The 11,314-nt window shown below is 59.7% G+C and carries 13 protein-coding genes; 11 read left to right on the top strand and 2 right to left on the bottom strand.

All coding sequences use genetic code 11. The features are described 5' to 3' along the window. The first annotated feature begins 3 nt into the window (after nt 1-3). The 11 genes from AC6I6U_RS26880 (at nt 4) to AC6I6U_RS26830 (ending at nt 9,414) form a co-directional block, all read left to right on the top strand. Nucleotides 4-432, top strand: coding sequence for a phage tail assembly chaperone (locus tag AC6I6U_RS26880; protein ID WP_497879014.1), 429 nt, complete (start codon nt 4-6; stop codon nt 430-432). Nucleotides 433-523: 91 nt separating this feature from the next. Then, the gene (locus AC6I6U_RS26875) at nt 524-1,687 is read left to right on the top strand and encodes a phage tail sheath C-terminal domain-containing protein (protein WP_497879013.1); all 1,164 of its coding nucleotides are present in this window, start codon (nt 524-526) and stop codon (nt 1,685-1,687) included. Nucleotides 1,688-1,702: 15 nt separating this feature from the next. Continuing rightward, nucleotides 1,703-2,212, top strand: coding sequence for a phage major tail tube protein (locus tag AC6I6U_RS26870; protein WP_497879012.1), 510 nt, complete (start codon nt 1,703-1,705; stop codon nt 2,210-2,212). Nucleotides 2,213-2,245: 33 nt separating this feature from the next. Further along, complete coding sequence (locus tag AC6I6U_RS26865) at nt 2,246-2,542, top strand: phage tail assembly protein (protein WP_497879011.1); 297 nt, start codon at nt 2,246-2,248, stop codon at nt 2,540-2,542. A gap of 130 nt (nt 2,543-2,672) precedes the next feature. After that, nucleotides 2,673-5,216, top strand: coding sequence for a phage tail tape measure protein (locus AC6I6U_RS26860; protein WP_497879010.1), 2,544 nt, complete (start codon nt 2,673-2,675; stop codon nt 5,214-5,216). Nucleotides 5,217-5,225: 9 nt separating this feature from the next. Beyond that, nucleotides 5,226-6,071, top strand: a complete 846-nt coding sequence (locus tag AC6I6U_RS26855) for a phage tail protein (protein WP_497879009.1) — start codon at nt 5,226-5,228, stop codon at nt 6,069-6,071. Then, nucleotides 6,046-6,252: a tail protein X gene (locus AC6I6U_RS26850; protein WP_054064903.1), complete on the top strand. Its 207-nt coding sequence runs from the start codon at nt 6,046-6,048 to the stop codon at nt 6,250-6,252. Before AC6I6U_RS26855 ends, AC6I6U_RS26850 begins: the two co-directional genes overlap by 26 nt. Nucleotides 6,253-6,308: 56 nt before the next feature. Further along, nucleotides 6,309-7,355 (top strand): phage late control D family protein, encoded by a 1,047-nt coding sequence (locus AC6I6U_RS26845; protein ID WP_497879008.1) that lies wholly within the window; start codon nt 6,309-6,311, stop codon nt 7,353-7,355. Nucleotides 7,356-7,382: 27 nt separating this feature from the next. Beyond that, the gene (locus AC6I6U_RS26840; protein WP_497879007.1) at nt 7,383-7,946 is read left to right on the top strand and encodes a glycoside hydrolase family 19 protein; all 564 of its coding nucleotides are present in this window, start codon (nt 7,383-7,385) and stop codon (nt 7,944-7,946) included. Next, complete coding sequence (locus tag AC6I6U_RS26835; protein WP_497879006.1) at nt 7,928-8,470, top strand: lysis system spanin subunit; 543 nt, start codon at nt 7,928-7,930, stop codon at nt 8,468-8,470. Before AC6I6U_RS26840 ends, AC6I6U_RS26835 begins: the two co-directional genes overlap by 19 nt. 149 nt (nt 8,471-8,619) lie before the next feature. Further along, entirely contained in the window at nt 8,620-9,414 is a 795-nt protein-coding gene (locus AC6I6U_RS26830; RefSeq protein WP_497879005.1) for a DNA adenine methylase, read from the top strand. A 71-nt stretch (nt 9,415-9,485) separates the two neighbouring features. Here the strand turns inward: AC6I6U_RS26830 and AC6I6U_RS26825 are convergent, their stop codons facing one another. Together AC6I6U_RS26825 and AC6I6U_RS26820 are read right to left on the bottom strand one after the other, a co-directional pair. Further along, a complete protein-coding gene (locus AC6I6U_RS26825; protein WP_497879004.1) occupies nt 9,486-10,025 on the bottom strand; it encodes a hypothetical protein in 540 nt (179 codons plus the stop codon). A gap of 200 nt (nt 10,026-10,225) precedes the next feature. After that, nucleotides 10,226-11,296, bottom strand: a complete 1,071-nt coding sequence (locus AC6I6U_RS26820) for a ParA family protein (RefSeq protein ID WP_497879003.1) — start codon at nt 11,294-11,296, stop codon at nt 10,226-10,228. Nucleotides 11,297-11,314 lie beyond the last annotated feature (18 nt).

Genomic DNA, 11,314 nt, shown 5'->3' with positions numbered 1-11,314 from the left:
TGGATGAAGCGTTTTTACAGTCCAACCACTCGGTCCAGTTACTTGCAGGGCCTCAACAGTGAGATCCCAGGTGACGCGGTTGAGATCTCCGAGGATCTGTATTTGTCGGTGATCGGCAATCCAGCTCCTGGAAAAATCAGGGCGCATGATGAGCATGGTCTTCCATACTTGATCGATGCACCGTTGCCGGTTGTCGATCTAGCTGCCCAGGAGCGAGGGTGGCGCGACGCCGAGTTATCAGCTGTTACCTGGTTGCGTGATCGGCACCGTGACCAATCGGATATCGGAGCTGCAACGACTTTGACCGATGAGCAGTTTGCCGAGTTGCTTCGTTACATGCAGGCCCTGCGCGATTGGCCTCAGTCTCCCGAGTTCCCTGCCCAAGAGAATCGACCGGTCGCCCCCGCCTGGATTGCTGATCAAGCCGAATAACCGCCCCGCATCGCCGGGGCATTTTTTTACCCGTCTCTAACCCCCCATGGCCCCGCACTGCGGGGCTTTGTCGTTTCTGGAGAGTACCTCTATGAGTTTCTACCACGGCGTTACCGTGACGAACGTCGACACCGGCAGCCGTACCATCTCGCTGCCGTCGTCGTCGATCATCGGTCTTGTCGACACCTTCACCCCGGCTCCGGAATACACCGCGCAGCCGAATGACCTGGTGCTGATCACCCGCGAGAGCGAGGCGATCGCGGCCTGGGGGCCTGACGCGGCGATCACGAAAGCCTGCCAGGCGATCTATCAGCTCGGTGGAGCTGTCATTGTCGCGTGTGGCGTAGCGAAGGTCGCCGATGCTGCCCAGCAGACCTCGTCGATTATCGGCGGCGTCCTGGCCAGCGGTAAGCGGACAGGCCTGCAGGCGCTTCTCGACGGGAAAAGCCGTTTCAACGCTCAGCCGCGGCTGCTGGTTACGCCGAAGCACAGCTCGACCCTGGCGGTCGGCACAGCGCTTGTCGGCTTGGCCAACAAACTGCGAGGGCTGGCGATCCTGGATGGGCCCGGTACCACTGACGAAGCAGCACAGGAATACGTCAAAAACTTCGGAGAGAAGCGGGCGTATCTCGTTGACCCTGGTGTGCAGTACTGGGACACCACCGTGAACGCGACGGTGGATGCCCCCGCGTCGGCGTGGGCTGCCGGTCTGTTTGCCTGGACCGACAGCGCGTATGGGTTCTGGGCATCGCCATCGAACAAGTTGTTTGTCGGTATCACCGGCACAACGCGTTCAATCGAGTTCCTCGACGGTGATGAGACCTGCCGCGCTAACCTGCTGAACAACTCGAATATCACCACGATCATTCGTGATGACGGCTACCGCCTGTGGGGTAACCGAACCCTGTCGAGTGATCCGAAGTGGGCCTTTGTTACACGTGTCCGAACCATGGACATCGTGATGGACGCGATCCTGTACGGGCACAAGTGGGCGGTCGATCGGTCCATCACCGCTACGTACGTCAAAGACGTGACGGACGGTCTGCAGGCGTTCATGCGCGATCTGAAGGCCCAGGGCGCAATCATCAATTTCGAAGTTTATGCCGACCCAGAACTCAACACCGCAAGCCAGTTGGCGAAGGGAAAAGTGTTCTGGAACATCCGGTTCACGGATGTCCCTCCGGCTGAAAACCCCAACTTTCGTGTCGAGGTCACTGATCAGTGGCTGACCGAAGTCCTTGATACCGCCGCGTAAGGAGCGACCCACATCATGGCAATGTTTCCCGAAACCCTGTCGAACCTGAACCTCTTTGTAGACGGTGTCAGCTTCCAGGGCGATGTACCCAGTCTGACCCTGCCGAAACTGACCCTCAAGATGGACGAACACCGGGGCGGTGGCATGGACGTGCCGGTCGAGCTGGAAATGGGCATGGAAAAGCAGGAAGCGGGCTTCACCACGACAGGTGTACGCCGCGAGTCGCTGAAGTTCTTCGGCCTGGCCGATGGTTCCGCCTTCAACGGCACGTTCCGGGGTGCCTACAAGGGGCTCAAGGGCAAGATCACCCCGGTGATTGTCACCCTGCGCGGGACCCTGAAAGAGGTCGACATGGGCGACTGGAAGCCCGGCGACAAGGCCGAGATCAAGCACTCGGTGGCGCTCATCTACTACCGGCTCGAAGTCGACGGTCGCGAGATCTACGAGATCGATGCGCTCGGCATGAAGCGCGTTATCAGCGGCGTTGACCAGCTTGCCGCACAGCGTCAGGCGCTGGGCCTGTAACCACTGTCCCTCTATCCGTAAGGAAACAATTCAATGAGCAAGAAAGTTCCTGCCTACCTGGAGATCGATGCCGAGCGCGTCGTCGTGAAATTGAGCACACCGTCCGAGGCAAATGGCATCAAGGTCGACAAACTCGTCATGCGCGCCCCGACCGTGCGTGATGTGCGCGCTGCCGCTGCGACTTCGAACGGTGACGATGAGGTGCGCGAGCTACAGCTGTTCTCCTCGCTCACCGAGGTCGGCGTGAAGGATTTCGAAGGCTTCACCATGAAGGACTACACCCGCTTGCAGGCCGGCTATTTTCGTCTGGTGCAAGACGACGAGCTTTGACCCTGGCACCCAGAAGCGGCTGGCCAAACGGTTAGCCGCAGAACTGGGTTTCTCGGCGGCTGAGATATCGACGATGTCATGGGCTGACATGATTTGGTGGCTCACGGATTGAGCCTGCAGGAGGTGACGCATGGCGCGTTTGGCGATTGCGTTGGAAATTGGCGGTGCCGTGGCGTCGTCGCTCGGCGCCGCTTTTGGTACTGCCCAGGGCCACATCAAGAAACTGGAAGACGCGGGCAGCAAGGCGAAGGTGTTGAAGAACACCATCGGCGAGACCATCAAGCTGCGTGACGAGTGGAAGCGTGCCCACGACAGCGGGGCCGCCTCTGCGGCTGGCCTGTTGCGTAAGCTGGAGGGCAATCTGGATGCCCTGAAGCGGCAGGGCGTCGAGGTCGGGCGCCTGTCGCGGGAGTACCAGCGCCTCGGCCGGGAAGTGAAAGCGGCTGAGATGCAGCAGAAAGGGCGGCAGCAGATCGACTCGGGCAAGTCCATGCTCAAGTCGACGGTGGGGGCTGCTGTCGTGGGGGTGGGCATGGCCGCGATCCCGACCAAGATCAGCGCGGACTACCAGGCGATCGTCCGCGACATCGCGATCAAGGCGGATGTCGCGAACAAGCCCGAGGAAGCGCAACTGACACGGACAGTCCTCGACACGTCGAAAGACACGGGCATGTCTCGTAATGACGTGGCCGACCTGGTCAACCAACTCGTTGGCGCCGGCATGGAGCTGGACAAGGCCTTGTCCTACGCACCGATCGCGGCGAAGTTCGCGGTCGGCCAGGGGGCCAGCGGCGTCGACACGGCGTCGATGATCATGGCGCTGCAGCAGAACGCCAAGATCAACGACCCGAAGGTCATGCAGCAGGCGCTGGAAGCGATCGCATACCAGGGCCAGGCCGGTAGCTTCGAGGCGTCAGACATGGCGCGATGGTTCCCGCAGTTGCTGGCGAGCATGGAGAAGAACGGCAGCACCGGCCTGGACGCGGTGACGTCGCTTGGCTCGATGCTGCAGGTACAGATGAAAACCGCCGGCAGCTCGGACGAGGCGGCGAACAACTTCAAGAACTGGGTCGAGAAGATCGGCGCGGGTGATGTGGTCAAGGCCTACAAGGATGCGGGCATCGACTATCAGGCCTCCCTGAACACGGGCATCCAGAAAGGGATGTCGACGATTGAGTCGTCGATGGCCCTGGCCATGAAGTACGTCGAGGCCACGGACCCGGCCAAGGCCAAAAAGATCAAGGACGCGAAGGCGGCGATCAGCAAGGAAGCGGATCCGGAGAAGGCGAAGGCCGCCCTAGATGCGTTGGAGAAGACCTTGCGTACCGGTGACTTGTTCGCCGACATGCAGGTCAAGGCCGCGCTCACGGCCTATTCGCAGAACAAAGACCTCTACACCCAGCTCAAGAACGATTCGGCCAATGCCACCGGAATCCTCGACAAGAACCTGGCCGAGCGGCGTGAGACGTCCTCGCAGATCTGGGCAGAGACGATGCAGTCGATCAACGACAGCATGCGCAGCGTCGGCGACGCAATCCGGCCGGCCACTGACAAAGTCGCGGAAGGCATCACGTTCGTTGCCAAGAAGCTGACAGATCTGTCGGACAGCTCGCCCAAGGTTGTCATGGGCATCGCCGGTATCACGGCGGCGGTCGGTGGGCTGATCACCCTGTACAGCACGGCGAAGATTGGTCGCGGCATGCTGAATGTGGTTCGCGGCCGACGCGGTCGTGGTGCTGCAGCTGGTGATGGCGAGGTGCCACAGACCGGTAACAAGGTGGTCGACGCAGGCCTGGGCGCGTTGGGCAAGGTGCTCGGGAACGGTGCTGCGAACGACGTCGGTGCCGCTCTCGGCGAGCCGCAGCGGGTTTTCGTTGTGAACGCCCGGGAGATCGGTGGCATCGGGTCCACAGGTGGTGTAGGCGAGCCTGGAGGGCGCCGCCGTCGCGGTCGTCGGCGCCGGGGCGGTCGTGGCGTAGGAGCAGCGGTTGCCGGTGTCGCAACGATCGTCCCGGTCGCTGCAGAGGCTGGTCGGATGGGGCGAGTCGTCGGAGCCTTGAGCAAGGCCTCGAAGGTCGCGGCGAAGCTGCCCGGCGGCAAGATCGTTGACGCCGGTATGTCTGTACTCGATACCGCGCTCAACGCAAAGACCCAGGACGAGAAAGCCGAAGGCTACGGTGGCGCTGCCGGCGGCTTGGCCGGCGCCCTGGCCGGTGGTGCTGCAGGCGCGGCGATCGGCTCTGTTGTGCCGATCATTGGTACCGCGATCGGCGGCGCGATCGGTGCGGCGCTGGGCGGCATGGGCGGCGAGGGCCTGGGTAGCTGGCTCGGTAAGAAGTGGTTCGGTGAAGACGAACAGGTCGCCGATGCTGACAAAACCAAGGTGTCAGCACCTGGTGATATCGCGCGCTCGATCTCTGCGACCGTTCCGGCACCGACGGCGCCGGTTGTGGCCCAGGCGCTGGAGCAGGCTAAGCCTAGCGAGCCACCCCGGGTCGACCAGCAGTTCTCGTACTCGCCGAACATGCCCATCACGATTCAGGGCGATGCCAAGGATCCGGATCAGCTGTTCCGCTCCCTTGAATCGCGGCTGCGTAGCAGTTGGGAGCAGTGGTCGCGGGAGTCGATGGCACGACAGTCGGCTGGCCAGCTATTCGATGAACCCCACGTTTAAGGAGGGTGTATGGCATACATGGAGTCAATACAATCAACGCTCTCGTCGTTGTTTGCAGCGGGGGAGGCTGGCCGTACCAGCCTCGACGGCATGTTGGTCCCGTTGACCAGCGCTGTCAGTGATATGTCTGGGGCTGTTGACGAGCTGGAGGGGCTACCGGTGGTTGGCCCAGCAGTCGGGGAGAAGCTGCAGCGGACGATGCGGGCCATCAGCGCGGCGCAGTCAACGGTAGGGCAGATCGCGTCGACCTACAGCCGGGTTGTCACAGGGGCAACTGCAGTGCAGGAGCGCTTGGGCTCGTTGAGCGAGCAGGCGGGCAAGGCCAGCGCGGCGATCAATCGCATCGCCGGCCAGGTCAGCCCATCGCTTACCGGCATTCTGCCAACCAGCGCGATCACAGCGGGCAGCTCGCCGGCAGCGGCAGCCATCAAGCCGTTCCCGCATCTGCTGATCCTGCAGCCGCTGGATCACAAGCTGCAGCCGTACTACTTCAACCTCGACACCGCGACCTTTGACGAGTTGCGGCGGCAGACCTCGGCGCGCTGGGCGGCTCAGGAACGCCTGACCCGCGACATCGCACAGCAGGCCGTGGGCCACGGCGAAGACAAGTTGAGCCTCAAGGGTGCGATTTTTCCGGGTTTCAAGGGCGGGCTCAAGCAACTGGACACGCTCCGCTCGATCGCTCGATCGCTGCAGCCGGTGAGCCTGGTAACGGGCTATGGCGAAGTGTTGGGCACCTGGTGCCTGGTCAGCATCGACGAGGAGCAGAGCGCATTTCTGGCCGGCGGGATCCCGCGAAAACAAGGCTTCTCTCTGGAGTTCGTGAAGTATGGCGAAGACATGCAGAACGTCTAGCGGGGATCTGCTAGATACCCTGTGCTACCGCTACTACGGGCACCTCAACGGCACCATGGAGGCGGTGCTGGAGGCCAATCAGGGCCTCGCTGACGAGGCGCAGCCGTATCGTGCCGGCGTCCTCATCACACTGCCGGATCTCCCGGCACCGTCCACCGAGACGATCCTCTTGTGGGATTGACCTGGTTCATTCACTGAGCCCCGCCATGAGCGGGGCTTTTCTTTTCTGGAGTGCACATGCAACCAGCATTTCGTGTTGTCGCTGACGGCAAAGACATCACGGCGTTGATCAATGACCGGCTTCTGCTGCTGCGGACCACCGACAAGCCCGGCATGGACTCGGATGAGTTCGAGCTGCGGATTGACGATCGAGACGCGGCGGTGGCGTTGCCGCGCCGTGGTGCGGCCGTTGAGATCTACATGGGATATGCCGGGCAGGCACTGGCCCGCCTGGGTAAATACGCGGTCGACGAGATCGAGGTATCAGGTCCGCCGAGTACGGTGGTCATCCGGGGCAAGGCCAGCGACATGCGCGGCTCCGGCAAGACCACACGCAGCGGCTCCTGGGAAAACGTGCCCCTCTCGAAGATCGTCAGCGACGTGGCTGCGCGCAACGGCTGGACGCCGGTTTGTCCCGTGCAGACCAAGGTCGAGCGCATCGACCAGCGCAACGAATCGGACTTCAACTTCATCACCCGGCTGGCAAAACAGTACGACTGCACGGCGAAGGTCGCCGACGGCAAGCTGCTGGTGATGCCCCGTGAGGCCAGCAAAAGCGCAAGCGGCAAGTCGTTCGCGGCGATCACGATCACCCCGGCCGACGTCAGCCGCTGGCAGTTCCACCTCGGCGATCGCAGCTCGCAGAAGGCCGTGAAGACAAAGCACAAGAAGGACGGAAAGCTGGTCACGGTCGAGCTGGGGAACGATGACGTCCCGTCTGGGTTGCCGGCTGTCCACACCGATCGGCACATCTATCCGAACAAGACCGCCGCCGAGCAGGCTGCAAAGGCAAAGCTGGCCGCGTTCAACCGCAGCACTGCCGGGGTGCGCCTGCAGATGGCCGGGCGTACGGATCTCTTCGCTGAACGCAAGATCAACGCCCAGGGCTTCAAGGTCGGCCTCGATGGCGAGTACCTGGTGGACAAGGTCGAGCAGACCTTCGACGCCTCGGGCTTTTCGACTGTTGTCGAGTGCAACGGCGGCAAGAAGGGCAAGGCGAAAGCCAAGGGCAAGAAAAAGAAGGAAACCAAGCCACTGAAGGTGGTCGACGTGAAACCGACCTGATTGGTCGATCCATACAGGAGCACAGCAATGACAGTCACCGTGCAACAGCTTCAGCAGATCCTCCCGGGCGCCGGCAAGAAAGCCGGCGTTTTTGTGTCTGCACTCAACACGGCCATGGACCGCCGGCAGATCAACACTCCCAAGCGCGCGGCCGCGTTCCTGGCCCAGGTCGGCCACGAGTCCGCGCAGTTGCTCTACGTGCGCGAGCTGGGCAGCGACCAGTACCTGAGCAAGTACGACACCGGCACCCTGGCTGCCCGCCTGGGCAATACCCCTGCCGCTGACGGTGATGGCCAGCGCTATCGCGGTCGCGGGCTGATCCAGATCACCGGCCGAACCAACTACCGCCAGTGCAGCCTCGCGCTGTTTGGCGACGAGCGTCTCCTGCAGCAGCCGGAGCTGCTCGAACAGCCACAGTGGGCCGCTGAGTCGGCCGCGTGGTTCTGGCAGCAGCAAGGGCTCAACGAGCTGGCCGATGCCGACCAGTTCAACAGCATCACCCGCCGGATCAATGGCGGGCTGAACGGCCTGGAGGATCGCCTGCAGATCTGGGCGCGGGCGAGGGCGGTGCTATGCGCCTCCTCGAACTGATCCCGGCACCTTACCGCCTGGTGGCTTTCGTCGTGCTGCTGGCCCTGGTGGCCGGTAGTTCGGCGGTGGCGTCCTGGCAGGTTCAGAACTGGCGCTACGGTCAGCAGTTGGAGCATCAGGCCCGACTGCAGGCGGACGCGCTCAACGAGCATTCCCGCGCATCGGCCGCGCTGCAGCGTGCCGAGCAGGACAAGCGCCTAGCCCTGGAGCAGCGGCTTCAGGCCAGTGACCAGACCCACTCGAAGGAAATGAATGATGTGCAACAGAATCAGGCTCGCCTGCGTGATCGCCTTGCTACTGCCGATCTGCGGCTGTCAGTCCTCCTTGATCGGAGCGACCCCGCCGCCGGATGTGCGCTGCCAACCACCCCCGCCGCCGGCAGCGTGGTTCATGCAGCCCCGCGCGCCAGACTTGACCCGGCGCATGCTCAACGAATTGTCGGAATCACCGACGACGGCGATCAAGGACTGATCGCACTGAAGGCCTGTCAGGCCTACGCAAAGGAAGTTTCAACCCCGCACTAAAAGGAGCGGCCGGTCTGGGTGTTGCTGCACCCGTTCCGGCCGCCGTCCCCGCAGATCATCCCTGCAAGTCCAGCCAAGGCTCCTGCTTCGTGCACAAAGCGCGAGGAGCCTAGCACCTGTTTATCTATACAGTAAAGGTCTTGCTCTCAATGTCCTCTCCGATTGTTCCCTGGATGGGCGGCAAACGCCGCCTGGCCGACCGCCTCATCCCTCTCTTTCCTCCCCATGAATGCTACGTCGAAGTATTTGCCGGCGGTGCCGCGCTCTACTTCATGCGCCCCCAGGCCGCGCCCGTGGAGGTCCTCAACGACCTCAACGGCGACCTGGTGACGCTGTACCGCGTCGTGCAGAACCATCTCGAAGAATTCGTGCGCCAGTTCAAGTGGGCGCTGTCCTCGCGGCAGATCTTCGAGTGGCAGAAGATGACCCGCCCTGAAACGCTGACTGATATCCAGCGCGCTGCCCGGTTCTTCTACCTGCAGCAGCATGCCTTCGGGGGCAAGGTTTCCGGCCAGACGTTCGGTACCGCGACCACCGGCCCGGCCATCAACCTGCTGCGGATCGAGGAGAACCTCTCGGCCGCATGGCAGCGCCTCGCCGGCACGTACGTCGAGAACCTCCCCTGGCTTGAATGCGCCGAGCGCTACGATCGGGCGCATACCTTCCACTACATGGACCCGCCTTATTGGCAGACCGCCGGCTATGGTGTCGATTTTCCGTTCGAGGAGTACGAGCGCATGGCCGACTTCATGCGGCGCTGCAGGGGCAAGGTGATGGTCAGCATCAACGATCACCCGGACATCCGCCGGGTTTTTGAAGGCTTCCATTTCGAGACGGTGGATATCCGCTACACCACGGCCAATCAGCGGCAGGGAAAGGCGGAGGTGACGGGTGAGCTGGTGATCATGAACTGGGAGCCGGCTGCGCTGGGTGGGTTGTTTTGAAATACTCGGCCAGCATTGTGCTGGCCCGGGCCTACTTGCTGTGATTGGTTGCTGCTGCTTAGAGCGAATGATCAGTTTTCTAAGATTTTGTGTGCCATCGAGCTTATCTTAGACTTGAAGATTTCAGATTGTTTCTCAAAATTTATTTGAGCTTTTTCAAAGTCTTCTGCGGAAAGTTTGCTTTCCTTGGGGTCGGTGAAGAATGGAACGACTTGGCGTCTGGCTTGTTCAATGGGTTCGTATTCCTTAATCAGGTTGGGGAAGTGAACTGCAATTATCATTTTGTACTTTTGGTAGTCTCCTGGAGTTATCAGGTTTAAATTGGTAACTCCTTCCAGGGTTTGGGCGTATGTAAGCTTGCCTCTGTAGCATCGGTAATGGTAGAGGTAGGTATTTGAAAAATGCATCTGCCACTTGTCGAATAAAATGTAGAGGTCTTCTATTTTGCTGAGCTTCAACTCTTTTGTTTTTTGCTCGCTTTGTGTTTGGTTGTTGAGTCTTGCAGTTTTGAAATTGTATCTGCTTGTTATGAATACGGCTAATAGCGTTGATGCTGCCGCGATCGCTGCCGCTACGAGGGGAGTGATTTCTTTGAGGTCTGATATTTGCAATCGTTTTGTCCTTTTGAGTATAAAGATGGCTTGCGACTAGGTGTGGCTGGTTAACGTAAAGGTGCAAGCCTAAATCTATTTCCTGCTGTGGCCTTATGATTTCTTTTCGGCAGTTTAAGAAAAGCGCCTAAATCTCCTTGGTCTGGAGCTGGCGCTTTTCTGATCAATGAAGCAGATCAACTGATAGAAGTGCCGGATAATTAGAGCATGTTGATTAAGCTATCAACAGCTTTTTGGCACTCCGCTACGCGTTCGTTGTTGACCTTAATTTGTTGGCCGTGAATTGGATAGTGCCCACCTCGCAATTGTGAAAGAGGGCGGCCGATGTGCGCGGCAACCACGCCCGCAGTGTTGAAGTCTCTGAGTGCTACAGAATATTGAGCTCGGAATTCCTGAACGTTTTGGGGAACTGGGCCGCGATTAGTGAAGTAATTTGGTGATGTGTTGTATGCGGCGAATAGGGCGTCAGCGGTAGCATCTGAAAGTGCCGAAAACGCAGAGGCAGCACCCTCATACTGTGTGAGACGGTTCCCGACTATCACATGTATTTGAGGGACAATCATGCCAAGGGCTGCTGCTTTTGCGGCAAAAGTCCAAGATCCATATATGGGGTGAGGTGGGTTTTGGCCATGAAGCAGAATAAATAGAGCATTTGCCGCGACGCGGGATGAGTCGTCCGCGTTAACTGGGACGATAAGTTTGTCGCCGGCAGATATGGCAAGTTCTGTGTAGATTGAAAAGCTTGGGTTGGTGTCAATAAAAACAGCAATTTCTTTGTTAGGGTATTTTTCGGAAAAAGATTGAATCAGGTTTCTGAAGATTAAATGTATCCATTTCCACGGCTGGCTGTTTGGGATCAGTGAAGGGGCATTGGCCGCGCCAGTTATTGCTGGTGACATTGGCTCCAAATTTCCATCACCACACAGCAGTGCCAGATTCGTCGGGGCTGCTTGGTTTACGCTGCTCACTTGAACAAGAAATTTTAACGGATCCGGAAGTGGAGCTCCTGGACCAGCGGAAATGACTGTGCTCAAATATCCAACTACAGATCTTGGAGTGGCTTCTGTGCAAAGCTGAAGTACATAGTTCTCCCCGTTAGTACCGCCCCCGAGGAGCATCATGCTTGAATTGGATTGCGGGCATAAGTCAATTACTAAAACCATTTTGTTTGGATTTAGTTCTGCATATCGGGTAGCTGTGTGGAATGCGATGGTGCTTTTACCTACACCACCCTTGTTGTTCCAGACGACATAACTTTCAATTTTCGCCATTGCTAAGTTCCATTTGCG

It is taken from the genome of Pseudomonas sp. UTLPPB19802 (genome assembly GCF_059730225.1).
The sequence above is the reverse complement of the archived record's forward strand: the minus strand, read 5'-3'. Positions and strand labels throughout refer to the sequence as shown.

Excerpts from the sequence above, each read along its gene's own strand:
- AC6I6U_RS26880 (WP_497879014.1), top strand. The coding sequence starts at position 4 with ATGAAGCGTTTTTACAGTCCAACCACTCGGTCCAGTTACTTGCAGGGC.
- AC6I6U_RS26875 (WP_497879013.1), top strand. The coding sequence starts at position 524 with ATGAGTTTCTACCACGGCGTTACCGTGACGAACGTCGACACCGGCAGC.
- AC6I6U_RS26870 (WP_497879012.1), top strand. The coding sequence starts at position 1,703 with ATGGCAATGTTTCCCGAAACCCTGTCGAACCTGAACCTCTTTGTAGAC.
- AC6I6U_RS26865 (WP_497879011.1), top strand. The coding sequence starts at position 2,246 with ATGAGCAAGAAAGTTCCTGCCTACCTGGAGATCGATGCCGAGCGCGTC.
- AC6I6U_RS26860 (WP_497879010.1), top strand. The coding sequence starts at position 2,673 with ATGGCGCGTTTGGCGATTGCGTTGGAAATTGGCGGTGCCGTGGCGTCG.
- AC6I6U_RS26855 (WP_497879009.1), top strand. The coding sequence starts at position 5,226 with ATGGCATACATGGAGTCAATACAATCAACGCTCTCGTCGTTGTTTGCA.
- AC6I6U_RS26850 (WP_054064903.1), top strand. The coding sequence starts at position 6,046 with ATGGCGAAGACATGCAGAACGTCTAGCGGGGATCTGCTAGATACCCTG.
- AC6I6U_RS26845 (WP_497879008.1), top strand. The coding sequence starts at position 6,309 with ATGCAACCAGCATTTCGTGTTGTCGCTGACGGCAAAGACATCACGGCG.
- AC6I6U_RS26840 (WP_497879007.1), top strand. The coding sequence starts at position 7,383 with ATGACAGTCACCGTGCAACAGCTTCAGCAGATCCTCCCGGGCGCCGGC.
- AC6I6U_RS26835 (WP_497879006.1), top strand. The coding sequence starts at position 7,928 with ATGCGCCTCCTCGAACTGATCCCGGCACCTTACCGCCTGGTGGCTTTC.
- AC6I6U_RS26830 (WP_497879005.1), top strand. The coding sequence starts at position 8,620 with ATGTCCTCTCCGATTGTTCCCTGGATGGGCGGCAAACGCCGCCTGGCC.
- AC6I6U_RS26820 (WP_497879003.1), bottom strand. The coding sequence starts at position 11,296 with ATGGCGAAAATTGAAAGTTATGTCGTCTGGAACAACAAGGGTGGTGTA.